Genomic DNA, 25,967 nt, shown 5'->3' with positions numbered 1-25,967 from the left:
TTCCCCCTTTACTTTGGTCTTTCTATGGAAAATACATCACCGATCTTCGCATAATTAGATCCAGCTAGTCGGCTAACCGCACCGAGCGTCTCGTGATTTATTCTTCCATTTTCATAGATAGCCTCATCTATGTGAAATTGGACGACCTTTCCAATTATGAAGTCCGTGCCAATCGAATCATTTTCGCCAAGTTCAAGGGAATACTCTAATTTACATTCCAATCGGACTTTGGCTTCTTTCACACCTGGTACGGAAAGTTTTTCACTCTCAATCGGTGATAAGTCCGCTTTTTCAATTTCACTCACGTTAGGTGGTAAGGATGCTGCCGTGATGTTCATTTTTTCAACATTTTGTTCATCCACGATATGCACAACAAATTCTTTATTCTCCTTAATGTTTCGTGCAGTATCTTTCATCTCTCCATTTTTCCGTTGGGTTGATACAGATAACATGGGTGGATTGGACGAAACAATATTGAAATAACTAAATGGCGCACCGTTTACTGTTCCATCTTCCGCAATACTTGTCACAAACGCAATCGGTCTCGGCACAATACTGCCGATTAGCAGTTTATAATTTTCCCGCTCTTTATTATTTCGAGGGTCAAAAGAAAGCATGAACAATCCTCCTATTTATCCAAATATCTCATTTAATTCTTTTCTAGTAATCGGATTATTAGGTAAAAATTATTAATGAGCGTCGTTCCTTTACTAGGTTTTCCAATTCAGCCCATTCATTCTCCTCCCAGAGGATTTTTGTTTATTTACTTTTAATTAATATATAATGAATTAATATATACTTAATTTAAAGTAATTTTAAACCGACATTTCCATATTGTCAAATCTTATTTACGGCAGGATTTCATTTTTACGCATGAATTATCAAGAAAAAAATACAAAAAAATAGCACCATCCTTATTGAGGAAGGCACCAAATTATTGGAACAACTAGCTGATATGTTCCTTTTTTATAGGGTGTCTATAAAGCATGTTTAACACATATGGGCGAATCCACTGGATAATAACCCCAGTAAGTAATGCGTTAAGCAAGGTGCCAATACCAATCGCACCATTGAAAAAGAAAGCAATAATGACTAATACAATACTAATGATTGCCCGTGACCTACTAAAGGACCACCCTGTTTTATCTGTTAAAATAACCATCGAGCGGTCCATTGGGTTCGGTGCAAAGCTTGACTCTAAATAAATAGCAATACCTATCCCGCTAAAAAGAATGCCTAGTAACACGAATAAAACTTGTTCCAAGAAATATTGCGGTATTAACCATTCTCCTAATAATAAAAGCCACGTATCAATACCAATTCCTGTAATAAGGGAAGTTAATATAGCTAAAAGTTCGGGTCTTGCTTTTAGAGCTATGGCATTCAGCAACACCATCGCAGACCCAACAACAATTTCCCAACTACCTATCGTTAACCCAAATGTGCGATATAAACCAACGAGTAATGCATCAAACGGAGAAGTTCCTAATTCAGATTGAATCGTGAGAGAAATTCCTAATGTTAATACAACGATACCACTAAAATATATTAGAAATGATTTACTAAATTTTCGCATATACTTCCCCCATTTCCATAACCAGTTTTCGATCATCTATTCTTCCGTACATCCTTCTCCTATCCCACTCCATACTAACACAACATTCAAAAATAATTTCCTCCATTTGGAAGAAAAGAGACGACCGACGATATGTATGTTTGCAAATTTAAATAAGGAATGGTGAAAACTTCATTATTTATAACATAGATCCATTACGCACCTTGTTCCTCATTCCACTCTTCTGCCCCATCCAGGCGATTAATCCTTCTCGGGCAGCTCAATACTGGATATAAAATTAGCTCATTATGATGACATGCATCTCATAGTAAAACTTCTTCCTTTACGCCCCAAAATTTTACCAAGTATGCATATTTGTGGGTTGTTGGTGAAATCTAATAATCGTATTTCTTAAAAACCTTTAGGAGGAATATTATTTTGAATAACGATCCAATGAAAGATAAGAAACAAAAACAATTAGACGAGTATCGTGTTCAGCACATCGGGAAACCATTGACGACCGGTCAAGGAAGGACCATTGCAAATGACAGGGAATTATTAAAAGCAGGCGAACGTGGACCAACATTACATGAGGATTGGCAGTACTTTGAAAAAATCACTCATTTTGTACATGAAGAGGAACCTGAAAGGGTGGTCCATGCCCGAGGGTACAGTGCCCATGGGGAGTTTGAATGTTACAAATCAATGAAACATGTTACAAAAGCAAATTTTCTACAAGAATCTGGGAAAAAGACCCCTCTAACTATTCGTTTTTCAACCGTCCAAGGGCCAAGAGGTTCGTATGATACAGCGAGAGATTTACGTTGTCAGGGTGTTAAGTTATACACGGAAGAGGGAAATTATGACTTAACAACCATTGCTATGCCTGTACTTATTAACTTTGACGCAATGAAATTCCCGGATGCAATGCATGCATACCAATCCAAACAGGATGATGATATCCCAACAGCTACAGGTGCTCACGACAAATTTTGGGATTATGTCGCGAATAATCCCGAGGCGGTTCATATGGTTACATGGATTATGTCAGACAGAGGGGTGTTAAGAAGTTATCGCCATATGGAGTCGTGGTCCATTAATACGTATACGTTTGTGAATGAACAAGGGAAAGCAACTTATGTACGGTTTGTTTGGAAACCTGTTCTTGGGGTTGAATCTTTTCTTCAAGAAGAGGCAATTAAAATCGGTGGAATTGATCCTGATTTTCATCGAAAAGACCTCCGGGAAGCAATTGACCGTGGTGCTTATCCGGAATACGAATTAGGGGTTCAACTTATCCCTGTTGAAGATGAGCACAAATATGATATTGACGTCCTTGACCCGACCAAGTTCTGGCCAGAAGAACTGATTCCCGTAGAGATCATTGGTAAAATGACGCTAAATCGAAACATTGAAAATTACCATACTGAATCCGAACAAGTCGCGTTTAATCCTGCCAACGTTGTTCCTGGGATTGATTTTTCCAATGATCCTGTATTGCAAGGTAGATTAGTTGCGTATCATAGTGCACAACTTTATCGGATTGGGCCAAATTTCCAACAGTTGCCAATTAATAAACCGGTTTGTCCATTCCATAATAACCAAAGACGTGGACCGATGCGTTATCGAATTGATGTGGACCATGTGAACTACCATAATAATTCGTTAGCGGATAATACCCCTCATGAAACACCAATCGACGAAGGTGGTTATGAACATTATCCGAAAGAAGTAGGGGCTCGCACAACGCGTAAACGGATTGATTCGGCCAATGATTACTTTTCACAGACACGAATATTCTGGAATAGCTTAACTCCTGTAGAAAAAATGCATACCATCGAAGCGTTTAGCTATCAGCTCGGTAACGTAATGGATGAATCCGTTCGTCAACAAAATGTAAATTTATTAGCCAATGTCGATGTAGAACTGGCGTCGACTGTTGCAGATAATATTGGTGTTGCTCGTCCATCAGGCAGCCATGTCCCAGTTTCGGATAGTTATCCATCTTTAAGTCAATTCAACACACCTCCTAGCGCGTATACGAAAAAAGTTGGTGTACTGATTGGCAATGGTTTTAATGATCAAGAAGTAACCGAGGTTCTTCAGTTCTTTGACGAGCAAAAGGTTTTTTACGATATTATTAGCGAGCGGCTTGGATTCGTCACTGGAGCCAATGGAGGAAAAATCAAGGTGAATAAAACGTTCCTGACTTCTGGTCCATACTTAGTTGACTCCGTTTACGTTGTCGGAGGAAATACTCCTAATGAAAAAAGGTTTAAGCAAAATGTTTTAGAGTTTGTGAACATGGCTTATAAACTCTACAAGCCTCTAGGTATTGCTACTACTGGTCAGTCCATGATTGCACCAACAGATTCGGAAAACCTAGTAGGTGTCGTCATGGCAGCAAATAGTACCAATTTTAAGCAGGATTTTGTTACAGCTATTGCCCAATCCCGCTTCTGGGACCGGGACATGGGGTCAGGTCCCGCGTCCCAAGGAATGTCAGGAATAACGAAGTAAGGGGCACGAAGACAGGTTTGAGGTGACCCCCACATTTTTGATAAAATACCATAAAAAGCGCTCAGAAATTTTAAACTCTGAGCGTTTATCTTCTTACACACACCAGATCGAAAAAGTTCACCATGTTTTTTCCTTTATACATCTAATCCCTTCATGTGGAAGGCATATCAAAAAGACACCTTCTTATTCAAGAAGAGCACCAATTAACGAGAGAAAACGGCATATATTATAAATCCTAATAGTATGACAAGAATAAGTATTCCTGTACCTTTCCAACCTAAACCGCCCACTAAATCAGCAAGGCTACCATTAGCACCTCTATTTAATGAATCGTTTAAATTGCCAGTCTGGTTGTCTTTCCATCCTTGTTGTCTTAGTCTTTCTCTTCTTTCTTCAGGTGTTTCTTTGCCTTTTCCCATTTTAATCCCCCTAACAGTTTATCCTAACATACATTTCATTTGTCCACTTACAATATTCAGGAAATTAAATAAATTAAAAAGACCGACTTGATATCGATCTAATTGTTAACAAGCTACCTGATCAAAACCAGATATGATTTTATTAGAAAGGGATTTCAATGTTACTAGTTTGGAAGATACTTTAGGAGACCTGAAAAAAATACGAAAAATTTCATCTTCCGCAAAAGCATTACAATAGGTCTAAGAAAAATAGAAAAGAAAAAGTCTTTGGGTTGTTTCCTTCAACGCTCGAAGCGGTAGACTTTTTTAGAAAAAAGAGTCTGGGACATAACTAAAGTGTTTAGCCCAAATCCAAACATTGCATCTTACTAGCGAAGGAAATACACGGAGACTCCTGCGGCAAGAAAAGCCTAGGTGAGACTACGAAGAGCGATAGCTCGAAGTAGGCTCAGCAGCGGCCGCGGAAAGCGTAGTGTATTTCCGTAGCGGATTATATGCACGACCATGTTCGGATTTCACATTGATATAAACACTTTTGTCCCGGCCTCATATTAAGGTGTGTATTATTTTTCCAATCATGTGCTGCATTCGTTTCTTTACTTTGCTTGTTCTCTAAATAAATTGGAGTGGTCTCAATTATTTCGTGTCCCAGGGTTTGCATAATCCGATACACATCCATTTTATGTTCTACACTCAATATAGCAAACCCATGACGAAGTGTATGTGGTGTTAATGACCGTATTTTATCCTTGTTTTCCCCTGACAGTATTGATATCGGGCGGAGGAATAGACAAGTTTCTCAAATATTCCACGACTTCTTTGTTGTTAAATTACGGTATTTATTTTTTTGATAGTTTAAATAGCGGGGGGACAACTGTCGCTGTTACAAATGCAGCAAGAAATGCCTCAACGATTCCATTTGTAAAAAACACAGTTAAAACTGCTTGGTAAATGGCACTCGTGCTACTGGCTTGAATAGCTTGAGCATAGGCATCCTGAAATATTAAAGATATAGAACCCATTACTAAAAATGTATGTATAAACGTTGTAAGCAGACCAGTTAAAAATAAAGCCGGTTTCTGGTTGGACTTTTTCTTTATTATAGTTTTATCAACAGCTTTAAAAATATAGTAAGGGATAAAACCAATTATTACTCTTGGAACGATTGCAATACATAATGCCCAAAGACTTCCTTGGCTTGTGCCCAAAACAGGAATCGCTGGGGAAAAAGCAAATGACAGTAATGTTGGAGCGAGCGTATTAGTTACAATACTAGTGATTCCAAACACACATCCTAGGAAAGCACCAATTTTTGGTCCTAATATAATGGAACCTATAATGATTGGAATATGGATTATCGTCGCTTTAATTACTCCTAAATGTATAAAACCAAATGGTGTAAAAGCGCATAATAATATGACCGATAAAAAAATGGTAGTTAAAGTAAATTCTCTAATTTTCAATTTCTAACTTCTTTAGCAATAATATTACTTCTATTAAATTATGAAACACATTAGACAATCTGGATTATCTTCGTATGTAAATATATATACATGACTTTAAATGAATAAACTGGTATTTACACTAAAGTATACCCCCGGTGATTATGGGGTAATTGTAATATCTACAATTGGTTCAATGTTTGTTGCTATCCTGGTCGTTTTCCCAGTTTAGAAAGGTTGTACCCTTAGCTTCACTATACTCCCCATTCTAACCAATATGGAATAAGGAACATGTGCTTATATTATCATGCATTTCAACGTTGTAGAATATTTTTGACTTTCTTCTCAACGAAGTAAGATGAAATAGGCTAATATTCGTTCTAAGAAGTTTAGACCAACACAGTAAAGAAAAATATAGGAGGGATGGCATTGCACAACAGACAATTCCCTGCACGGGGCTTTACATGGAGTGGTGGGTATGATAGCCTCCAGTAGCATGCTAGTATTGTTTTTAATATAGCCGGCTTCCAGGCATCGAAATCATGCCTTTCGAGGCGTCCATGTCAAGCCTCGAAAGGTTAAATAATAGTACAATTTAGAAGGTATTTTTAAATGTAACTATTTTGTGTCTGAAATATGGACGTAGATCCACAATGAAAACATCATTTTCGTTTTTCTAATAATAAATAATCCTTTTTCTTAGAAATAGGTATTCCATACTTACTTGCAAAGTCAATCAAATCATTATAAATTCGTTCTGGATAAAAATTAGAAATTCGCAAATTAAAACCTTTATTGCTTTTTACAGTAACACTTTTCTTTCCCCAACCAACACGTTTAAACTTCATACAATCCATTTGTTTATGGTCCATTTCCTTTTTGTAAATCATAAGTGCAAATAAAAGGATTTGAACCTTCTGCTATCTTAAACTTAAAATGGATAAAGATAACTACAAGATTAAATATTGAAAAAGGTACTAGAAAGTAATACATAAAAGGATATTCTGTATGAGTAAACATTTCACGTACCAGCCATATAAATAAAAGAAAATGAAAGCCTGCTTCGATAAATCAATACACTATCGTAGATTTTTAAGTAACGATTTGAATATTTTCCTTCTCCACTTTTGTTGATAGGAATTTTTCACCATTTTATATGTATCAAGTTTTCCAATGGTGTTCCGCACATTATTATTTTCATGGATTAGATGCTTATATTCTTCATTATCCAGGTAATCCTGGAACCATTGATATTTTTTTAAGAATTCAATGTTTTTTTCAATTTCCTCTTCCGTAACATCCTTCATAGAAGAAATTACTAACGTTCCTATTGAACCAAGTAAATCAAGCAACGTTCCCATTTTTTCTCCTCCTTCCATTCAAGAAATAACTGGATATACTTTATACGCTTGTTCAAGTACCGCACCAGTTTGTTTACGTGTATTCTTTCACCTATATAACAAAATAACATCATAACCATAATCCATAGTCATGATGTTATTCATTTAATTCTAATTCTGGTCATTCTCTACCACTGTAAAGAACAAGGGCAACTTCCATCACATTCTCTTTTATTCTATAAGATATTCGATAATGATTGAATACTTAATTTGAAATTACTGAGGAAATTATCATTTATAATATTTGTATATACCCTTCTGTTCCATGCACGCGAATGCGTTGCCCGTCTTTTATTCGTTTAGTAGCATTCTCCACCCCAACAACTGCTGGTAATCCATATTCACGTGCAATAACTGCTCCATGGGTCATCAATCCACCAACTTCAGTGACGAGGCCTTTTATGGATACAAATAATGGTGTCCAGCTAGGGTCAGTAAAGGATGTTACTAAGTTATCACCATCTTCTAGATTTGCATCTTCCATTTTTAAGATGACGAGCGCTCTTCCCTCTATAACTCCGGAAGAAACCGGTAAACCTGCAATTGCTTCAGCTGGAAGATTCTCACGTTTGTATTAAAACTATCCCCATGATAGGTTGAGGATAGTTTAATAATGTTGGCTAGAGTGTTTAAAATATTCAATATAACAGGTTTGTTTATCCACATATAATCCAATTGAAGGAAGTGACAAAATCCCCAAAACAATATGGAAAGCAGCTGCAATCGGTTTCTTTAAATATAAGCTAAAAAACGCATAAATTAATACAGATACTATAAGTCCCACAGCTACCCAAGAAACCCAAGATGTCATCAAATCTCCTCCTTATGTCGTGTTTTTATTTAATGTTACAATCTGTACTGTTTCACTAATCTGCTAATAAAAAGGGTGCCATTGGCTTCTGGAAGAAAAGAACCAGTTAGCACAAGGGGTGATTGCCCTTCTTACTTAATTGACCTATTCACATATTCTAAATGTAAAAACCAATCATTGCTGAAATAATACCTACTACAATTGATGTAACGACATATATGGTAGCTAATTTAATTTTATTTAATTGTATTAGAGTTATGGTTTCATTCCCAAAGGTTGAGAAAGTTGTAAATGCACCACAAAAACCTACACCACCAAAAAGCCATAACCACTCGCTAATATGATTCGAAAGGTGAAGGTGAGTAATTAATCCAAGTAAAAATGAACCAGTGATATTTATTATCCAAGTCCCCATTGGAAAGGTATGTGATTTTTGTGCTCCTTTACTAATCAAGTTTCCTACTATAAATCTAGCTGCGCCACCTAAAGAACCACCTATTCCTATAACCCATATCACATTACATCACCTTCCCTTTCTCTTGATAAAGCTAATTTGCGACCTACATATGCCAGCACTAACCCTGACACTGTGGTAGCCAACACATAGAGTATCCCCATAAATATAAGACCTTCCTGGAATAAGTTAAGAGTCTCTACCGAAAAGGTTGAAAAAGTTGTAAAAGAACCGATAAATCCTGTTCCAATTAGCAGAGTATACTCAGGTCTTATTTTTTTATTTTGGCTAACGAATGTTAGAAACCACCCTAGAATAAAACATCCAATGAGGTTGATTAAAAAGGTACCTAAAGGAAATCCGTTGTTTGTATATATCCATTCACCCAAAGTAAATCTACATATAGCTCCAAAAAAACCACCAGTCATCACTAATAATAAATTCATTTAAATTACCCCTCTGTTTTTCAGTTGTAAAAAAATAAAAGGACTCCTGCCAAAAGACATAGGTATCCCTTTTATCTTTGGCAGGAGTCATCAGCCTCATACGGGCGGTTTATGGTGAACTCCATCACCTATTTTGTTTAGTAATTATAGCTAAATTATTGATAATTGTTTGGAAACTGTCAACTACAATACCATTCTGACTTAATAATTTAGCATCCTAAAAATCATTTAACCATTATACCAACAAACACACACTACTTCTGCGAAGAAATAGTGTGTGTTGTATGTTCGTTGTCTGTTTTTCAATAAGCAAAGAAATTACGTTCGATTCCAAAAACGCTGTTTACCTATAGCAGTGATAAAATCTTGCTCAAAATTGGGGTTATTTTCTGCAAAAACAACGCCCGCTAGGTTATTATCTTTAGATGTTAAGATAAACGATTGGCCAGTTGTTGCAACACCAATTGGTTTAAAGTGTTTATAGGCCTTAAAAACAAATTCCTGTACGTCTTGCATGAACCTTGCTTGATTCTGAGCTTTTCCACCAACAACGTAAAGGGAATCATATAAAACAGGATATTTAGTTAGAAACGTTTCGTTTACCTCTATTTTCGTACCATCTGATCCGGTAACAAAGCCAAGGTGTTCACTAATAACATCCATAAATACCCCTTTTTGTTTGAAAGTGTTCAACATATTTTTTACTTCCCTACCATTAAACCCATTACCAATGAGAACCCCTACTTTTTGCGTAGTAGCTACATGTGGTGTATTTAATTGGCTAAGGGAAGGGTAACTGGCTTCAACCGGTACATGGGATCCTTTAGGAGGATTTACTCCTAATTTCTCTGCTAAAACCGTTGCCAAACCGATATCTACATTTGCCCACATATCAACATTTTGCTGTCTGACTGATTTACTTTTAACATACTGAAGATGATACGTAAGGCATTCTTTGAGGTCCTGTCTCTCAATGGATGATAAACTGTTCCAAAACATTCTAGGTTGGGAAAAGAAATCGGTAAAGGAGTCACTTGGGACATCTCTTGTCATTTGACCTTCTACTTCCTCCGGATAATGAACATAGCCGCCTTCTTCCGGTGTTGCTTCAGATGGTGTGTTTCCAGCTAATGAATTATTATGATAATGGACAGAATCCACATCAATCCTGTACCTTAAATAACTGTCCCTCAAGTTATAATCCGTTTCGACAATCGGTTTATTAACTGGTAATTCTTCAAAATTAGCCGAATGATGACGGTGCAATTCGGTATCCCGATATGCAATGGCTCGTGTCTGTAAAACAGGGTCATTGGTAAAGTCGATTCCTGGAACGACATTCGCAGGGTCAAAGGCAGATTGTTCTCCCTCCGCAAAAAAATTATCGACGAGCCGGTTTAGCGTCATCTTACCGACTACTTCCATAGGGATCACTTCTTCTGGCCAAAGTTTCGTATTATCTAAGACATCAAAATCATACTTAAATTCGTCTTCCATCGCAATCATCTGGACACCTAGTTCATATTCCGGATAATAACCTTTTTGTATGGCTTCTATTATATCCCGGCGATGGAAGTCGGGATCGACCCCTCCGATGACATTGGCTTCATCAAGTAACAAAGAATGAACACCCAGCTTAGGAATCCATTTAAACCGGACAAAAGTGCCTTTTCCTTGTTCATTCACAAACAAAAATGTATTAATCGGCCAGCCTGCCATCATCCGCCAACTTCGAGGACGGCCACGCATGGACATCAACCACATCACCATATGTGCGCTTTCCTGATTATTGGCGATATAGTCCCAAAAATTATCATGTGCCGTTGTGGCTTGTGGTATTTCATTGCGTGGATTTGGTTTTGCAGCATGAACGACATCCATAAATTTCATTCCATCCGCGACAATAAATACGGGGAATTGCAGGGATAACAAATCGTAATTCCCTTCTTGTGTGTAGAACTTGGTTGCAAATCCTCGAATATCTACAGCCGTGTCTTTGGATCCTTTGCTTCCTTGGAATGTGGAAAAACGTACATTTACGGGAGTTTTTCGGCCCGCCTCGCCAAGGAAATGCGTTCGTGTCACATGTTTCATTGATTGATAGGCCTCAAATTCCCCATACACATTAAAACCTCTTGCATGAACCACTTTTTCCGGTATTCTTTCCCGATCAAAGTGCGTCTGTTTTTTGTAAAAATGAAAGTCTTGAAGAAGTGCTGGACCGCGCCTTCCCGCTCTTAAAGAGGTTCGATCATTGGAAACTCTTGTACCATTATCATCGGTCATCTTCTTCCCGGGACCTGTGTTTTTATGACGATAGTTTTCAAGCTGTTCATCTTTCTTGTCACCAGAATTTTTTCTTGAAGATGATTTTTCGTTATCCATAATAACCTCCATCCTTTGCGTACTATTCATCACACATTCCTATACATATTAGGGAAAGGGGAGGTTTATTCCTTCTAAGCTTTTATATACCCTTCCAGTGCCCGTTTGCATACAGCTAAAAAAGATAGTTGTTTACATCCAAATATAGAGTTGGGTAACGAATATTTACAACCGTCAAGGGAATATCTAAGTAAAGAGGAGGTATCTAATAGTGGCTCAGAAAAAAGATAAAAGAAAACGTAAAAAACGCAAGCTTCGTGAGGACGATGTAACAGTCATTGACACTGATTTAGCAAAAAAATCTGTGGTGACCACCGCATTGGGTAATGCCATGGAATGGTTTGATTTTGGAATTTATTCTTATTTAGTTGTGATCATAGGGCATGTGTTTTATTCTGGTGTCAGTGATTCTGCTCAATTGGTTTTTAGTTTTGGTACGTTTGCCGTTGCCTTTCTTGTTCGGCCAATTGGCGGGATGTTCTTTGGAATGTTGGGTGACCGATTGGGACGAAAAAAGATTTTAGCTATCACATTGATTATGATGGCTGTTGCAACGTTCAGTATCGGATTAATCCCAAGTTATGCCTCTATTGGAATCACTGCACCAATTCTATTGCTTATTGCTAGGTTGGTACAGGGGTTTTCTACGGGGGGTGAATATGCTGGTGCAATGACCTTTATTGCAGAATCTACCCCGGATAAAAAACGTGGTTTTATGGCAAGTGGGTTGGAAGTAGGAACATTAGTCGGTTATATTTTTGGGGCAGGACTAGTTACGTTACTTACCTATATTTTGGGATCAGAAACGATGTATGATTGGGGATGGAGAGTTCCATTTCTAATTGCCGGCCCAATTGGAATCATAGGACTGTATCTCCGAAGCCACCTAGAGGAATCCCCTGCCTTCGCAGCGATGGAAGAGAAAACGAAAGAGATGGAAAAAAGACCGCATGTCTCTATGAAAGAATTGTTTCAGTTTCATCGACGTTCACTATTAATGTGTTTAATTTTAGTTTTCTTCTATAATGTAATCGATTATACCGTCCTAACCTACATGCCTTCCCACTTAACAGCGGTTTTAGGATATGGAGAGACAAAAGGACTCCTGTTAATTTTGATTGTAATGTTTATCATGATACCGATTGTATTAACTATAGGTTATTTGGGTGACAGAGTCGGGAATAAACGAATCATTCAAGTGAGTTTGATAAGTATTATTTTGTTGGCGGTTCCATCGTTTTTATTAATCGGAAGTGGGAATAATTGGCTTGTATTCTTTGGATTGTTGATTTTAGGAACGCTTTTGTCGTCTATAAAAGGTACGATGACTTCCCAATTACCATCCCTATTTTTTACGGAAGTCAGGTATGGAGGATTGGCTATTGCCTACAATATTTCCGCGTCTGTATTTGGAGGAACGACTCCTTTACTGATTTCCTACTTAATCAGCGTTACGGCCAGCGAGTTAATACCGGCGTACTATCTAATAGTAGCTTCGCTCATAGGTATTGTGGTGGTTTCTTTATTTCTGAAAAATACATCCGGCAAACCACTTAGGGGTTCCCCACCTGCAGTGACGGATGAGCATGAAGTCAAAGAAGTTATAAAAGAAACAGATCAAGAGCTATGGTGGAGAGAAGAAGAACAAAAGATACAGGAAAAAATTGAGGATACGGAAGAGGATAAATAAACTGTTTAACAGAAATGGCTTATCGAGGTTCGATAAGCCATTTTCGCATTAAATTGATAATGCATTTTTGATATGGGCTAAGTGATGCTCTTCATGCCAGGCTAACTTAGCCACTTTTGTTGCAACAGTTATTTTTCCGTTATTCTCATGGATAAAGGCACGGTCTAATTGTTCCTCTGTTAAATGATGACCTAAAGATACGATGCGCTCATTTATCCCTTCTAACATTTTAATGGAACTTTCTACAGGAAGCTCTGTATCAGGTTGAATGGCCCACTTATCTTGATCAAAAGCGGGTACGGTTGGGTGGTCATCTGTTAAAGCCAGCTTCAAACGTTGATACATGTTCAACTGTGAATCTGCAATGTGATGAACAAGTTGACGAACATTCATGCTACCTTCGCGATACGTTTTACTTAATTCCTCTTCCCCTAATGAATCAACTGTTTCTCTTAATCGAGTCGTGTACGTTTCTATTTCCTTTAGCCATTCTTGAACATGTTCTAATGTTACTTTTTCAGGAACTTGTAGTTTCCCAATTGGGTATTTTACATCCATTTTTCAATCCCCTTTTCCCTATTCATTATGTTTGCCTAAAGTGAATCGTCAATCAGTGTGGGGGTTACTGCCCCTTAACCTACGATAAATGAGGCTTACAAACTAGATCACTCTATACACTTAAAGATATGGTTCCATCCTATCTTGTATTCGATATGAAAGGCTAAAATCCTTCTATCCATCCACTTCTAAAAAAACACAAGCGCTGGCTCTCCATCCCAAATTCATTAAACAAACGTTTGATCTATTTGGAATAACCTTTGTGTACGAACTATTTGCAGCACGAACCCTTCCCCCTCTGTGATTTACTCTCCAGCAATTGGGGTGACTGCTTCATACAATAGTTGATCTAATTCTTTTGTGTATGCTTTGGTTTGTTCTTCTGTCCATTCGAATACTTTCGCCATGTAGGCAATGACAGGTTCTTTGTGTTCATGGACCCAATGGATGTGGAAGAATAAGGCACCAGTACGGCGGATGAAGAAGTCCACCGGCTTGTATGCAAGCTCATGATCTATCGAATAGCGTAACATCGCCAATACGACTGGGTCGATGTTTTCCGCTTCTGCAACTTCTATATTTTCTTTGTACATGTTATAAACCGTATCAATATTTGAACCATAACGTTGTACGAGATCTCTTGCTTGTGCTTCTGGTAATCCGATTGCTTTCCCTTCTTTGGTTTTATCTATTAAAAGTTTCTGGAAGCCTTCTGATCCACCTACATCTCCTCCAGAAATCGGAATATTAATCGTAAGGGTTCCTGGGAAGTTTCTACCTTCCTCTTCCTTGAGCTGTGTGGCAACTAAGTCCACAATACTTTCTGCCATTTTACGGTATCCTGTTAATTTCCCACCAGCAATGGAAATGAAGCCAGTATCCGATACGAAAATCTCATCTTTACGGGAAATTTCAGAAGCGGATTTTCCTTCTTCATAAATTAATGGTCGTAATCCTGCCCAGCTTGACTCCACATCATCCGCGGTAATTTTCACACTTGGGAACATATAATTAATGGCTTTTATCACATAATCCCTATCTTCTACCGTCATTTGCGGATGGGCAATATCGCCTGTATAAACGGTATCCGTTGTTCCTACGTAAGTTTTCCCTTCACGCGGAATAGCAAATACCATACGACCGTCCGGAGTATCGAAGTAAACCGCCTGCTTCAATGGGAACCGTTCCCCATCGAATACAAGGTGAATCCCTTTCGTAAGCTGCAATCTTTTTCCTTTTTTCGAACCATCGATGTCACGTAACGTATCCACCCACGGACCAGCAGCACTTACAATTTTCTTCGCATGGAAGTTTTCTACCGAGCCATCCGTTAGATCTTCCGTTTTCACGCCAACCACTTTGCCATTTTCATAAACAAGGTCGGTCACCTTCATATAGTTTAGGGCTAATGCGCCTTTTTCTACCGCTTTTTTCATCACTTCAAGGGTTAACCGAGCATCATCGGTTTTATATTCCACATAGTAACCGGCCCCTTTCATCCCTTCTTTTTTCAATAATGGTTCACGGTTTAAGGCTACATCGGCTTTAAACATTTTTCTGCGTTCACCTTTCTTCACGCCAGCTAAGAAATCGTACATCATTAAACCGATGTTGGTCGTGAACGGGCCAAATGTCCCACCTTTATAAAAAGGTAACAGCATCCATTCTGGTGTGGTAACATGTGGACCATTTTCATAGACAATCGCACGTTCCTTCCCAACCTCAGCTACCACTTTCACTTCCAATTGTTTTAAATAACGCAACCCACCATGGACTAATTTAGTAGAACGACTAGACGTACCAGCTGCAAAATCCTGCATATCCACTACAGCAACCTTCATCCCACGCGTAATCGCATCAAGAGCAATCCCGGCACCCGTGATACCACCACCTATGACAAGCATATCCAGCTCCTGTTCCCTCATTTGTTGCTTGATTTCCGTTCGGTTTGTATTTGAAAATTTCATTACCATCGTTCCCTTCTTTTCTTCTAAAAATATATGTCGTAACGATGTTTTTCTTATTCTCTCCTCATTCTCCTTCGAAAAACAAAAAGAGACCACAAACCTCCCCTATTGATATATACTTATACCAATAGAGTGATATGTGGTCTCTCGATATCTCCATCCAACGTATTAACTTAATTGTAGTATAGCACTTCTCATCAAGTGGGTCAATAGTAGACCAAAGGGGATATAGTGCCCCACCCCTTGAGCAGCCTTCACAGCAAAAATTATTTAAATTCCCTGGTTGCTGTGACCGCTTTTTTCCATCCTCGATAAAGCTTCTCCCGTTTTTCTTCCTCAAACGCTGGCGTAAATGTTTTTTCCTTTTGCCATTGTTGCGCAATTTCTTCTTTACCAGACCAGTAGCCAACCGCAAGTCCTGCTAAATAGGCTGCACCTAATGCCGTTGTTTCATTTACGATGGGACGATCTACAGGCACGCCTAGGATATCACTTTGGAATTGCATGAGGAAATCACTTCTCACCGCTCCACCATCCACGCGTAGTGATTTTAATTCTAGACCAGCATCCTTAATCATTACTTCTAACACATCCGTTGTCTGGTATGCTAAGGATTCTAGGGTGGCACGGATAAAATGTTCTTTTGTTGTACCTCGTGTCAGTCCGAACATCGCACCACGTGCATCACTGTCCCAGTATGGTGTTCCAAGTCCAACAAATGCTGGAACAAGATAAACGCCTTCTGTGGATTCCACTTTTTTCGCAAAATCTTCACTTTCTGGTGCGTTAACAATCATGCGCAAACCGTCACGTAACCATTGAATAGCGGAACCAGCAACGAAAATACTTCCTTCTAATGCATATTCCACTTTTCCATCCACACCCCAAGCTAATGTCGTTAACAGGCCGTGTTTCGATTTTACGCCTTTTTCTCCTGTATTCATCAACATGAAGCAGCCTGTCCCATACGTATTCTTCGCCATTCCTTCCTGAAAACAGGCCTGCCCGAATAATGCAGCTTGTTGGTCACCAGCAATCCCGGCAATCGGAACCTCCTCACCAAAGAAGTGATAATCCACGGTTGTCGCATACACCTCCGAGGATTGGCGTACTTCCGGAAGCATGCTTTTCGGTACGGTTAATATCTCCAACAGCTCATCATCCCATTGTAGATCGTAAATATTAAACATTAAGGTACGAGAAGCATTGGAGTAGTCTGTCACATGTGCTTTTCTGCCAGATAATTTATACACCAACCATGTATCCATGGTTCCAAATAGAAGGTCACCATTTTCCGCCTTCTCTCTAGCACCCTCCACATTATCTAAAATCCATTTCACTTTTGTACCAGAGAAATAGGGATCTAATAGTAAACCTGTTTTTTCATTAAATAAGTCATTATAACCTTTTTCACGTAAATCACGGCAAATATCCTCGGTTTGACGAGATTGCCAGACGATTGCTTTGTAAATGGGATTCCCCGTATGTTTATCCCAAACAACCGCTGTCTCGCGTTGATTGGTAATACCGATACCTGCTACTTGATCGGCATTCACTCCCGCTTTAGTTAGAACCTCTGCGATACAAGCTAAAATGGATGTCCATATTTCATTCGCATCATGCTCTACCCAACCCGGATTTGTAAAATGCTGTTCAAACTCGTGTTGCACCGACTCCACTATTTCTCCTTTATGATTAAAAAGTATGGCTCGTGAACTTGTCGTACCTTGGTCTAATGCCATCATATATTTTTCCATTTTTCATTCCCCCATATTCTTTACACGGACTGTGTAGTATTCGCTTTTCTAATCTCTGTTTTCGCCGCTGTTAAAAACACACATGCTATGATAATACTTACTGTCCAAAAAGCAATTGAAAACTTTCCTTCAAAAAACGCTTTATAAAATAGAGCACCGTATACGCCACCGATGATAGGGCCCACAACTGGAACCCAAGCATAGCGCCAGTCTGAACCACCTTTACCTGGAACCGGTAAAACCGCGTGTGCTATTCTAGGACCCAGGTCACGAGCTGGATTGATCGCATAACCCGTGGTGGCACCAAGTGACATCCCAATCGCAACAATTAACAACCCGACAATAAATGGATTTAACCCTTCTGTGAATTCATTTACTCCAATAAACATGATTCCAAATACTAATATAAAGGTACCGATGATTTCACTGACTAGATTGGAAGGTGTGCTGCGTATTGCCGGATCAGTTGCAAATACCGCTAATTTTGTTGCTGGGTCAGCTGTTTTCCCCCAATGTGGTAGGTATTGAAAAAATACAAGAATCGCACCAATAAAGGCACCAATCAATTGTGCGATGATATAACTAGGAACCTGACTCCATGGAAACTCACCAGCAACCGCAAAGCCTAAAGTGACAGCCGGATTCATATGCGCACCGGAAATTCCCCCCACCGCATAAGCACCCATCGTTACACCAAGACCCCAACCGATGGTAATCAGCACCCAACCGGTTCCTTCCGCTTTGGTACTTTTAAGAACAGAAGCGCCAACAACACCTCCACCTAAAACAATTAGAATCATCGTACCAATGATTTCCCCTACAAATGCTGACATCCCCAAACACTCCCCTTTGTATATAGTTATTAGACTATTGTAAATATTATGATTCTAGTAGGCCGCTTTATTATTAGATGGAAAAAAGAAAACCACACCAATAACGATACTAACCTATGCCTCGGCTAGTACGTATTCGTGTGGTTCTCCCATTCTCCGTCACTTTTTTAACTTGTACGTACATCGTATCGCACAACTGCAAACGCTGTCAATCATTTTTTTGCAGATTCGACAAAAAGTAATGAGGGAGGCCTAGGGATGAGGCGGTGTTGCAGTGGGGGGTATGGTGAGGACGGTTCTTCTGCAACATCACCTAACCGCTCATAAAAAGGCCAGGGCCTCTTGCATGGTTCTGCCATTTTAGTGCAAAGTTCCTTTCCGTGTTTTGCTTCATTGATTGAGTACTTTCAAATATTAGCTTTCCTGGCCAACTTATCCCCTTTCCTCTTAACAGCGCACAACAATAAAAACACCATACACACTCAAAAAAGTCTTATCCCAGGTAACCCTACGATAGCTCTTTAGAAAAGGTGCCCATCCCTCGGTCCCTATAAATCCCATAGATGCTTATCGGAAGTTGTTATTGCAGAGGCATCACCATTTAATACATTCATCGCATCTTCTTTTGTGCGAATTAAACCACCTGCGATGATGGGAATCCCTGTTTCCTCTCGTATTTCCTTGATAACATGTGGAATGATACCGGGTAAGACCTCGATATAATCTGGCTGTACTTTCTTACAAACCTTCAAATTATGATCCAATGCATGGCTATCAATCGCAAACAAGCGCTGAATTCCAGTGATGTTATGCCGCTTAGCCGTTGCAATCACATTCGCTCTAGTTGAGATGATTCCATCCACTTTCACATCATTTATCAAATACTCCATCCCATACTCGTCCACTTTTAACCCCTGAACCAAGTCCGCATGAATAATGACCTTCTTCTTTGCCTGATGTGCATATTTGACCAGGCTCTTCACCTGCGACAATCTCGTTTCTAAAAACACCACATAATCCTGCTTCACCTCTAGCACACGCTCAAAATCCTTCATACTACGAATGGCCGGCAAAACTCCCTCTATCTTCATCAAACCGATCACCTCCTCGGGCGGGACATAGCGGGACATAGGGTCAGGTTCCTTGTCCCATTTCCAACTATTTTACGTTAAAGGCTCTATTGATTTTATATTATGCTTCTTAGCTAAGTCTCTAATTCCTAAATATCCATTTTGATACTCTTTAACTACTTTTATCTACATAATAGAACACCTCAAAAATTAGTTTTTCCACTCTAACTTTTGGGGTGCACGACAAACCCACCCCACGTCCCCCTAAAATATCTTCATACATTAATTTTAAAAAACAGCTAATAATACAGTTAGTATATGGTGAAGGAGTGAGTAGATGAATAAAATAAAGATAATTTTTTCCTTAGCTCAGTTAATCTTACCGTGGCTTACACTTCCTCGTTTAGGGAAACGTACTTTTTATAGATTTTTGCCTGTTTCTAGTTTCATCTGTTTATTCCTCGGTGCGTTAAGTGTCATTGCAAATAAGAGAAAATGGTGGATCAATAAAAATCCACTATTCCCAGGTCCTGTTGATTTATCATACCTTCTCGGCACTTATTTTATCGGAACCATGTGGATATTCAAGTTCAACTATGGGAATTTTTCCAGATATGTACTTATTAATATAGCTCTGGACTGGATAAACGCCTATCCATTCTTCTACATCTCAAAGTTACTAGGAATATTTAAACTCCAAAAAATGAGAAGTCGTTCGTGGTTCTACATGAGTGTCCTACTCGCGATTATCATTTATGCCATACAGAATCAAGTAGAAAAATCGATATTCGGAACAAAAGAACGGGGGATGGGGACATAGGTCAGGTTCCTTCTCCCATTTCCAACTATTTTAAGCAAAAGGGGCCATTGCTTGATTTTATCTCCTTTGGTTCTTTTCGTTGGCTCACCTGTTCTCGATACGTTTGCGAATTCCTTTTATTCGGCAACATGCGCTTCAAAATAGAGCAACTTTTTTTCTATAGATTCTAATGAAAAGAAGGGTTAATCAATAAAAAAAAGAAGGCACACGTTCTAAATGAAAGAAAATAAGCTCTACGACACCACAGAGCTTTTCTCTAAGAAGGAAAAATTGCGGGACGAGGAACCTGACCCCGCGTCCCTCTCAATCAATATGTTTCAATACGTGATCTCGTCCTGTATAAATATGCTCCTGCATAGCTATTTTAGCGCGTTCCGATTCTTGGCGTTCGATAGCGGAGAGAATCGTTTCATGGACTTCAAAGGAACGATTGATTTCGGAAATGCTATACCAGGAAAATGACTGAAAGACAAGTGGGATGACTACAGCTTTAGATAAATGAAATGAAATATAATCATTGTTTGATGCTTCAAGAATGGATTTATGAAAAGCTTGATTAGCCTGAACGATAGATGGAACTTTGGAACTTCTATTTTCGTCATTCAAATCACGGATTACTTCTCGATAGTTTTGATTGGTAACCATCATTTTTTCTATATCATCTAGAGATCGATAAGATGCAGCTTGACTAGCCGCATATCCCTCAAGTAGTGCACGTAAATCATAGATTTGAAGAACATCATGCTTGGTAAACTCGCGAACGACAACGCCCCTCTTCAGTGGTGTTACAAGCCCATCATTTTTTAATTGATTAATAGCTTCACGTATTGGTGTACGGCTCATGTTTAATTCCTTTGCTAGTGCCTCTTCCGTTAATCGTTTACCTGGTTTATATTCCCCTGTAATAATCGCATTCTTCATATAATTAAATGGATCCATTGCAACTGCCTCCTGCTTTTATTGTATGTAAACGAATAGAAGAATACAATCCATAATATAAGTAGACAGACCCATAGATTGAAAACTTGTATGCAAAGCATAAAAAGAAAACCGCATAAAATCAAGTTCTTCCCATTCGATTTCAAACGGTTTATCCTTTTACAATGGTAGTTTCTCCAATTTCTTTTCGAAGCTCTATGTCTTGAAAACGTTTATACTGGTACTACTTCATTAGCCAAACCAGCTTTCATGACTTGTCCTGATAATTTGTATCCTAATATACGTTCTAATTCTTTCGAGGTATGGATTAACTTATTCATATCTGGGTCATTAGGAATGTTCATCAAATCAAGCATATGAACAATATCTTCTAAACAGACATTTCCTGTTGCCCCTGGAGCGAATGGACATCCACCAATACCACCAAGTGCTGCATCAAAATGCCGAATCCCTGCATGATATCCAGCATAGAGATTTACTAGACCCATTCCCCTTGTATTGTGTAAATGTAGACTGAATTGAATATCCGGATACTGCTTTGTTAAGGTTTCTACAAATCTACTAATTTGAGTAGGGTTTGCCATGCCTGTCGTATCTGCTAATGTAATTTGATTGATTCCTTCCGAATGAAGTTTAGAAATAATGGTTGACACTTTTTCAACATGGTACAGCCCTTCAAAAGGACATCCGAAAGTTGTTCCAAGGCTAACATTTAGTTTCTTGTATTGATCCCTTACTAAATGATGAATAGCCGTTACATTTTCTAACGATTCACTAACCGTTTTGTTTACATTTTTCTTGTTATGGGTCTCGCTAATAGACAGAACGACATTTACTACATCGACACCTGAATCCAATGCCAACTCGGCACCTTTAAGATTGGGGACAAGTGCCATTACTTCCACATGGTCACGATGAAGCTCTCGGACAACTTCTTTTGCATCTTTTAATTGTGGTATCGCTTTCGGTGAAACAAAAGAAGTAGCCTCTATTCTCTTTATTCCTGATCCAATAATTCGGTTTAAAATATGGATTTTATCTTCTGTTTCAATCCATTCCTTCTCCATCTGAAACCCATCACGACCTGTTACATCAGTAAGGTGGATTTTTGGTTTATCCATCTCGTTACTCCTCTCTCCTTGGAAGTGTAAAAATATCACTGATTTCACTATACGTTCCTGCTAGGCGACCAAGGGGACTTAGTTTTTCTTGGTTTACTTTATCGTTTCCGAGATAATAATCGTCATCGATATGATAATGAACAATATGACCGATAACTACATGATCACTCCCTAGTTCCATGATATGATTCAGTTCTAACTCAAAAGAAATGGGGGACTCTTTTACCCTTGGTGGTCGAACCTTCTTACTTTGAACCGGTGTTAATCCTGCATAGCTAAATTCGTCTGTTTCCCTTTGTACGTTTTCTGCGCTTTTTTGCATTGGATTTCCTAATGATGCAGGAACAATATTGATAACAAATTGTTTCAACTGCCGAATATTAGATAACGTATCTTTAACAGTACCTTCCCGTTCGCCGACACCAGGACCAATGGAAATAAGTAACATTGGTGGATTTCTAGAGGCAACGGTAAAAAAACTAAAAGGTGCTAGATTATGATTACCGCTTTGGTCCATGGTCGACACCCAAGCAATAGGTCGAGGTACAACAGACCCTGTCATCAGTTTGTATGCCTGTTTTGTTTCTAAATCTCGTAAATCAATATCCACCGGACTCCCTCCTGGTTAAGCTAAATTTATTTTCTGAAGTTCTTCTTCTTTTTCACTTGTCATCGGTATTAAATAGGATCCAATTACTGCGATAAGGAAGTTAATGGCTAGTCCAATAACCCCGCCATGAATACCCATCAAGGTGCTATTCCCTGTTAATGTCAACACACCAGAAACCATTGCACCGATTAACATTCCCCAGAATACAGGCCCTGCTGCCATTCGCTTCCAGTACAAACCAAGAACGAACGCCGGGAAAACTTGCACCAACAATTCAAATTTCAATACAAAAATTTGATAGAGCGTACCAGGTGGATTCCAGGCAATCATTAATAAAACACCGACAGCTATGATTCCAACGACTTTTCCTACTAAAACCTTCTTCTTCTCCTTCGCATTTGGATTAATATATTTCCCATAGACATCATTCGAGATTAACGATGAAAAACTAAGCAATACAGAGTCAGCTGTTGATATAATCGCTGCAACAATCGCACCAAAAAAGATAATCATTACCCAGTAAAAGAATCCATTAATGGCCGCAATTTCATTTGCAAGCATTCCGACAATCTGTTCAGACTCTCCTTCATTTAACCCTGGAATTAAAGCTAGCCCAAAAATTCCAATGATAAAAACTAATCCCGTTGTAATGGGTGGCATCCAAGCCATTCTTGCAAACGATCGTTTTAAGGTACGCTCACTTTCAGCCGAATAAATCCGTTGTACCGCATGCGGATAAATGGCTGCACCAAAACCTACTAAAAGAATCATACTTAGCCAATTAACGGATGTCATCAGTTCTGGTACACCGACCTTCACAGGTTCTGTTTGGGCAATTTGCTGTGTAACCGCTCCTATATCACCACCAACTAAATAAAATGCACCACCCAAGAAGATAAATATTCCCACCATTAATACCAGTCCTTGCATGACATCGGTAAAGGCTACTGCTTTCATTCCACCTAGCCATTCATACGTCAACATAACGAGAACAAAAGCAACCACAGCTAATTGATATGGGATGGTTCCTCCGGTTAAACCAGCAACAGCCTGACCAATAGCTACGAGCTGTTCTAATAGGTAATTTCCCAACCCCCAAAGCATGAGTAAAATGGCTAGGATGGTTACACGTTTCGAGTTAAAACGGAAGCTAATCCAATCTGTTGGGGTAATAAAATTCCTTCTTTTCGAGATGACATATAACCTAGGAGCAAACAGAAGATAAACGCCAATGATAATAGTCATAAAAGAAATGGACTGAAGCCAAACAAACCCTGTTCGATAAGCAGTTGGCGCATATCCGATAATGGTATTTCCACTATACTGTGTCGCATAAAGGGTGAAAAATAATGCGATAAAACCAAGATTTTTCCCAGCTAAGTAGTAATTTCCTAAACTTTCATGTAAATTCTTATCTTTACGACCCGATAAGTACCCAATTAATAACATTATCGCCGCATAAACAATGAGAATAATAACCCCATCCAAACCAGCAAAAACTAAATCACTCATGCATCACCCTCCTTTTTTTCATTCTCCTCTTCTGATTCCACAATGTGCCATTCCGTTATACAAAGCCAGCTTAAATATCCACATAAAATGATGGAAAATAAGACAACAATAAAGGCCCAATAAGGAATTCCTAAAATTAAAGGCTCAAAGGTTCCTGCTGGTAGATACCATGGTACATTTCCAAGAACAATGAATACTAAAACAATCCATATCCATTTTTTCCGTATTGGCTCTTTGACTGGTTTATCCCTCATACACATACTCCTCTCCCCAAATTCATAATCCGCTTTCCCATTTTAAAAATTAAATAACATTCTTCTCTTTTAATCCATGGAACCTTTCCACATCATAGTTTAGTAGACCACAATAAACCTCTTCATTATGCTTACCAATGGACTCCGCACCCACTGATTTCACTTGACCAGGTGTTCTACTTAATTTAGGTACGACCCCAGGCATTGGAAACTCTCCTATTTGCGGATGTTCCTTTTTGATGATCATTTCCCTTTCCTGGTAATGCGGGTCTTCTACAATATCTTTTGCAGAATAGATGAGACCTGATGGCACGCCCTTTTTAGCCAGTAAATCAAGGATTTCTTTGGAATCATGTTGCTTTGTCCAGCCTTCAATGATTTCATCCAGTTCTGTTTGATTTTCCCCTCTTGCTAAATGGGTATGGAATTTCGGATTTTCAAATAATTCCGGATCCCCCATTGCCTCACATAATCGCTTAAACACCCCGTTTGCATTGGCACCAATGACGATATACGTTTCATCTTTCGTAAAATAAATATTAGAAGGGGCAACGTTTGGCAAGATATTTCCCATACGTTCACGGATATATCCTGCAAGAAGATAATCTGGAATTAAACTTTCCATCACAGAAAATACGGATTCATATATTGCTGTATCCACTATCTGTCCTTTGCCAGAATGATGACGTTCATTAAGTGCTGTTAACGTTCCGATTGTTGCAAAAAGCGCAGCTAAGGTATCCCCAATCGAAATTCCAATTCTTGATGGAGCACGATCCGGGAACCCTGTTACATACCGTATACCTCCCATAGCTTCTCCTACACTACCAAATCCAGCTCTTTCCTTATAAGGACCGGTCTGTCCGTATCCTGAAGTTCTGGTCATGATAATCCCTGGATTGATTTCAGATAGCTCTTCATACGAGAGATTCCACTTCTCCATTGTTCCTGGACGAAAATTTTCAATAATAATATCTGACTTTTTCACTAATTCCTTAAAAGTTTCCTGTCCTTCTTCCAAACGCAAATTCAACGTAATTGACTTTTTATTCCGTGATTGTATGGGCCACCATAGTCCAACACCATCCTTTTCCTGTCCCCACTCGCGCAATGGATCCGCTTTATCTGGAGCTTCAATTTTGATGATTTCTGCACCAAAATCTCCTAAAAGTCGTCCAGTAAATGGTCCAGCAAGCAATGTTCCTAATTCCAACACCCTAATGCCTTCTAGTGGTAACCTTTCTTTTTCCTCTCCCATGTTCATACCTCCAAGATTATCGTTAAAGCTTAAAATCTTAATTGATTAATAAGATTTTTTAGTAAATTAAGATTTATAAAAAAATTACCACATTGTATCCAAACCGTCAATAAAGATTTTGAAAATTTACATAAAAATAAAGAACA

General features: G+C 38.8%; 25 protein-coding genes, 1 pseudogene and 1 riboswitch. Of the genes and pseudogenes, 3 read left to right on the top strand and 23 right to left on the bottom strand.

Annotation, left to right across the window (positions count from 1 at the left end; translation table 11 throughout):
• Nucleotides 1-8: 8 nt before the first annotated feature.
• On the bottom strand, nt 9-617 hold the full coding sequence (locus CAO17_RS20415; RefSeq protein WP_085994290.1) for a flavin reductase family protein: 609 nt from the start codon (nt 615-617) through the stop codon (nt 9-11).
• 329 nt (nt 618-946) lie between these two features.
• Complete coding sequence (locus CAO17_RS20410) at nt 947-1,576, bottom strand: YczE/YyaS/YitT family protein (protein WP_085994289.1); 630 nt, start codon at nt 1,574-1,576, stop codon at nt 947-949.
• A gap of 432 nt (nt 1,577-2,008) precedes the next feature.
• Here CAO17_RS20410 and CAO17_RS20405 point away from each other — a divergent pair, with 432 nt between their 5' ends.
• Nucleotides 2,009-4,075: a catalase gene (locus CAO17_RS20405; protein ID WP_085994602.1), complete on the top strand. Its 2,067-nt coding sequence runs from the start codon at nt 2,009-2,011 to the stop codon at nt 4,073-4,075.
• Between the two features lie 203 nt (nt 4,076-4,278).
• On the opposite strand, the gene CAO17_RS20400 is transcribed toward CAO17_RS20405, so the two are convergent.
• The 10 genes and pseudogenes from CAO17_RS20400 to CAO17_RS20355 all read right to left on the bottom strand — a co-directional run bounded on the left by CAO17_RS20400 (nt 4,279) and on the right by CAO17_RS20355 (nt 11,444).
• Complete coding sequence (locus CAO17_RS20400) at nt 4,279-4,494, bottom strand: DUF6366 family protein (protein ID WP_085994288.1); 216 nt, start codon at nt 4,492-4,494, stop codon at nt 4,279-4,281.
• Nucleotides 4,495-4,984: 490 nt separating this feature from the next.
• Nucleotides 4,985-5,236: a tyrosine-type recombinase/integrase gene (locus tag CAO17_RS20395; protein WP_281252968.1), complete on the bottom strand. Its 252-nt coding sequence runs from the start codon at nt 5,234-5,236 to the stop codon at nt 4,985-4,987.
• Nucleotides 5,237-5,333: 97 nt separating this feature from the next.
• Nucleotides 5,334-5,957 carry an ECF transporter S component gene (locus tag CAO17_RS20390; RefSeq protein ID WP_085994286.1) on the bottom strand — a complete coding sequence of 208 codons (624 nt, stop codon included), beginning with the start codon at nt 5,955-5,957 and terminating at the stop codon, nt 5,334-5,336.
• A gap of 641 nt (nt 5,958-6,598) precedes the next feature.
• Nucleotides 6,599-6,826 (bottom strand): hypothetical protein, encoded by a 228-nt coding sequence (locus CAO17_RS20385; protein WP_085994285.1) that lies wholly within the window; start codon nt 6,824-6,826, stop codon nt 6,599-6,601.
• Between the two features lie 189 nt (nt 6,827-7,015).
• On the bottom strand, nt 7,016-7,297 hold the full coding sequence (locus CAO17_RS20380) for a hypothetical protein (RefSeq protein ID WP_085994284.1): 282 nt from the start codon (nt 7,295-7,297) through the stop codon (nt 7,016-7,018).
• 274 nt (nt 7,298-7,571) lie between these two features.
• Nucleotides 7,572-7,910: pseudogene (locus CAO17_RS20375) on the bottom strand (PEP-utilizing enzyme); the annotation flags it as partial.
• 33 nt (nt 7,911-7,943) lie between these two features.
• Nucleotides 7,944-8,147 (bottom strand): hypothetical protein, encoded by a 204-nt coding sequence (locus CAO17_RS20370; RefSeq protein WP_085994283.1) that lies wholly within the window; start codon nt 8,145-8,147, stop codon nt 7,944-7,946.
• 157 nt (nt 8,148-8,304) lie between these two features.
• Complete coding sequence (gene crcB, locus CAO17_RS20365; RefSeq protein WP_085994282.1) at nt 8,305-8,664, bottom strand: fluoride efflux transporter CrcB; 360 nt, start codon at nt 8,662-8,664, stop codon at nt 8,305-8,307.
• A complete protein-coding gene (gene crcB / locus CAO17_RS20360; protein ID WP_085994281.1) occupies nt 8,661-9,047 on the bottom strand; it encodes a fluoride efflux transporter CrcB in 387 nt (128 codons plus the stop codon). Before crcB (CAO17_RS20360) ends, crcB (CAO17_RS20365) begins: the two co-directional genes overlap by 4 nt.
• 74 nt (nt 9,048-9,121) lie before the next feature.
• Nucleotides 9,122-9,185, bottom strand: a riboswitch (Fluoride riboswitch).
• Nucleotides 9,186-9,365: 180 nt separating this feature from the next.
• Nucleotides 9,366-11,444: a catalase gene (locus CAO17_RS20355; RefSeq protein ID WP_425435900.1), complete on the bottom strand. Its 2,079-nt coding sequence runs from the start codon at nt 11,442-11,444 to the stop codon at nt 9,366-9,368.
• A 199-nt stretch (nt 11,445-11,643) separates the two neighbouring features.
• Between CAO17_RS20355 and CAO17_RS20350 the strand changes: the two genes are divergently transcribed.
• Nucleotides 11,644-13,122, top strand: coding sequence for an MFS transporter (locus CAO17_RS20350; RefSeq protein WP_245831885.1), 1,479 nt, complete (start codon nt 11,644-11,646; stop codon nt 13,120-13,122).
• 48 nt (nt 13,123-13,170) lie between these two features.
• On the opposite strand, the gene CAO17_RS20345 is transcribed toward CAO17_RS20350, so the two are convergent.
• The 5 genes from CAO17_RS20345 to CAO17_RS20325 all read right to left on the bottom strand — a co-directional run bounded on the left by CAO17_RS20345 (nt 13,171) and on the right by CAO17_RS20325 (nt 19,328).
• Entirely contained in the window at nt 13,171-13,680 is a 510-nt protein-coding gene (locus CAO17_RS20345) for a YfiT family bacillithiol transferase (RefSeq protein ID WP_085994278.1), read from the bottom strand.
• A 305-nt stretch (nt 13,681-13,985) separates the two neighbouring features.
• Nucleotides 13,986-15,647 (bottom strand): glycerol-3-phosphate dehydrogenase/oxidase, encoded by a 1,662-nt coding sequence (locus tag CAO17_RS20340; protein WP_085994601.1) that lies wholly within the window; start codon nt 15,645-15,647, stop codon nt 13,986-13,988.
• Nucleotides 15,648-15,913: 266 nt separating this feature from the next.
• The gene (glpK, locus tag CAO17_RS20335; protein WP_085994277.1) at nt 15,914-17,404 is read right to left on the bottom strand and encodes a glycerol kinase GlpK; all 1,491 of its coding nucleotides are present in this window, start codon (nt 17,402-17,404) and stop codon (nt 15,914-15,916) included.
• Between the two features lie 20 nt (nt 17,405-17,424).
• Nucleotides 17,425-18,237: an MIP/aquaporin family protein gene (locus CAO17_RS20330; RefSeq protein ID WP_085994276.1), complete on the bottom strand. Its 813-nt coding sequence runs from the start codon at nt 18,235-18,237 to the stop codon at nt 17,425-17,427.
• 548 nt (nt 18,238-18,785) lie between these two features.
• The gene (locus tag CAO17_RS20325) at nt 18,786-19,328 is read right to left on the bottom strand and encodes a glycerol-3-phosphate responsive antiterminator (protein WP_179152041.1); all 543 of its coding nucleotides are present in this window, start codon (nt 19,326-19,328) and stop codon (nt 18,786-18,788) included.
• A 316-nt stretch (nt 19,329-19,644) separates the two neighbouring features.
• On the opposite strand from CAO17_RS20325, the gene CAO17_RS20320 reads away from it, so the two are divergent.
• Nucleotides 19,645-20,127, top strand: a complete 483-nt coding sequence (locus tag CAO17_RS20320; RefSeq protein ID WP_085994274.1) for a hypothetical protein — start codon at nt 19,645-19,647, stop codon at nt 20,125-20,127.
• A gap of 303 nt (nt 20,128-20,430) precedes the next feature.
• Here CAO17_RS20320 and CAO17_RS20315 read toward each other — a convergent pair whose 3' ends face one another.
• The 6 genes from CAO17_RS20315 to CAO17_RS20290 all read right to left on the bottom strand — a co-directional run bounded on the left by CAO17_RS20315 (nt 20,431) and on the right by CAO17_RS20290 (nt 25,821).
• Nucleotides 20,431-21,066, bottom strand: coding sequence for a GntR family transcriptional regulator (locus CAO17_RS20315; protein ID WP_085994273.1), 636 nt, complete (start codon nt 21,064-21,066; stop codon nt 20,431-20,433).
• A 212-nt stretch (nt 21,067-21,278) separates the two neighbouring features.
• Nucleotides 21,279-22,187, bottom strand: coding sequence for a hydroxymethylglutaryl-CoA lyase (locus tag CAO17_RS20310; protein ID WP_085994272.1), 909 nt, complete (start codon nt 22,185-22,187; stop codon nt 21,279-21,281).
• Nucleotides 22,188-22,191: 4 nt separating this feature from the next.
• Entirely contained in the window at nt 22,192-22,797 is a 606-nt protein-coding gene (locus CAO17_RS20305) for a flavin reductase family protein (protein WP_085994271.1), read from the bottom strand.
• A gap of 15 nt (nt 22,798-22,812) precedes the next feature.
• A complete protein-coding gene (locus CAO17_RS20300) occupies nt 22,813-24,309 on the bottom strand; it encodes a sodium:solute symporter family protein (RefSeq protein WP_085994270.1) in 1,497 nt (498 codons plus the stop codon).
• Complete coding sequence (locus CAO17_RS20295; protein ID WP_085994269.1) at nt 24,306-24,563, bottom strand: hypothetical protein; 258 nt, start codon at nt 24,561-24,563, stop codon at nt 24,306-24,308. The genes CAO17_RS20300 and CAO17_RS20295 overlap by 4 nt, the downstream gene beginning before the upstream one ends.
• A 49-nt stretch (nt 24,564-24,612) precedes the next feature.
• Nucleotides 24,613-25,821, bottom strand: coding sequence for a CaiB/BaiF CoA transferase family protein (locus CAO17_RS20290; RefSeq protein WP_085994268.1), 1,209 nt, complete (start codon nt 25,819-25,821; stop codon nt 24,613-24,615).
• Nucleotides 25,822-25,967: the final 146 nt, after the last annotated feature.

The organism is Oceanobacillus senegalensis (assembly GCF_900176885.1).
Taxonomy (GTDB): Bacteria; Bacillota; Bacilli; order Bacillales; family Amphibacillaceae; genus Oceanobacillus; species Oceanobacillus senegalensis.
This window is presented reverse-complemented; position numbering and strand designations above follow the sequence as displayed.

Coding starts and splice junctions, on each gene's coding strand:
- CAO17_RS20415 (WP_085994290.1), bottom strand. CDS start 617: ATGCTTTCTTTTGACCCTCGAAATAATAAAGAGCGGGAAAATTATAAA.
- CAO17_RS20410 (WP_085994289.1), bottom strand. CDS start 1,576: ATGCGAAAATTTAGTAAATCATTTCTAATATATTTTAGTGGTATCGTT.
- CAO17_RS20405 (WP_085994602.1), top strand. CDS start 2,009: ATGAAAGATAAGAAACAAAAACAATTAGACGAGTATCGTGTTCAGCAC.
- CAO17_RS20400 (WP_085994288.1), bottom strand. CDS start 4,494: ATGGGAAAAGGCAAAGAAACACCTGAAGAAAGAAGAGAAAGACTAAGA.
- CAO17_RS20385 (WP_085994285.1), bottom strand. CDS start 6,826: ATGATTTACAAAAAGGAAATGGACCATAAACAAATGGATTGTATGAAG.
- CAO17_RS20380 (WP_085994284.1), bottom strand. CDS start 7,297: ATGGGAACGTTGCTTGATTTACTTGGTTCAATAGGAACGTTAGTAATT.
- CAO17_RS20370 (WP_085994283.1), bottom strand. CDS start 8,147: ATGACATCTTGGGTTTCTTGGGTAGCTGTGGGACTTATAGTATCTGTA.
- crcB (WP_085994281.1), bottom strand. CDS start 9,047: ATGAATTTATTATTAGTGATGACTGGTGGTTTTTTTGGAGCTATATGT.
- CAO17_RS20355 (WP_425435900.1), bottom strand. CDS start 11,444: ATGGAGGTTATTATGGATAACGAAAAATCATCTTCAAGAAAAAATTCT.
- CAO17_RS20345 (WP_085994278.1), bottom strand. CDS start 13,680: ATGGATGTAAAATACCCAATTGGGAAACTACAAGTTCCTGAAAAAGTA.
- CAO17_RS20340 (WP_085994601.1), bottom strand. CDS start 15,647: ATGAAATTTTCAAATACAAACCGAACGGAAATCAAGCAACAAATGAGG.
- glpK (WP_085994277.1), bottom strand. CDS start 17,404: ATGGAAAAATATATGATGGCATTAGACCAAGGTACGACAAGTTCACGA.
- CAO17_RS20330 (WP_085994276.1), bottom strand. CDS start 18,237: ATGTCAGCATTTGTAGGGGAAATCATTGGTACGATGATTCTAATTGTT.
- CAO17_RS20325 (WP_179152041.1), bottom strand. CDS start 19,328: ATGAAGATAGAGGGAGTTTTGCCGGCCATTCGTAGTATGAAGGATTTT.
- CAO17_RS20320 (WP_085994274.1), top strand. CDS start 19,645: ATGAATAAAATAAAGATAATTTTTTCCTTAGCTCAGTTAATCTTACCG.
- CAO17_RS20315 (WP_085994273.1), bottom strand. CDS start 21,066: ATGGATCCATTTAATTATATGAAGAATGCGATTATTACAGGGGAATAT.
- CAO17_RS20310 (WP_085994272.1), bottom strand. CDS start 22,187: ATGGATAAACCAAAAATCCACCTTACTGATGTAACAGGTCGTGATGGG.
- CAO17_RS20300 (WP_085994270.1), bottom strand. CDS start 24,309: ATGAGTGATTTAGTTTTTGCTGGTTTGGATGGGGTTATTATTCTCATT.
- CAO17_RS20295 (WP_085994269.1), bottom strand. CDS start 24,563: ATGAGGGATAAACCAGTCAAAGAGCCAATACGGAAAAAATGGATATGG.
- CAO17_RS20290 (WP_085994268.1), bottom strand. CDS start 25,821: ATGGGAGAGGAAAAAGAAAGGTTACCACTAGAAGGCATTAGGGTGTTG.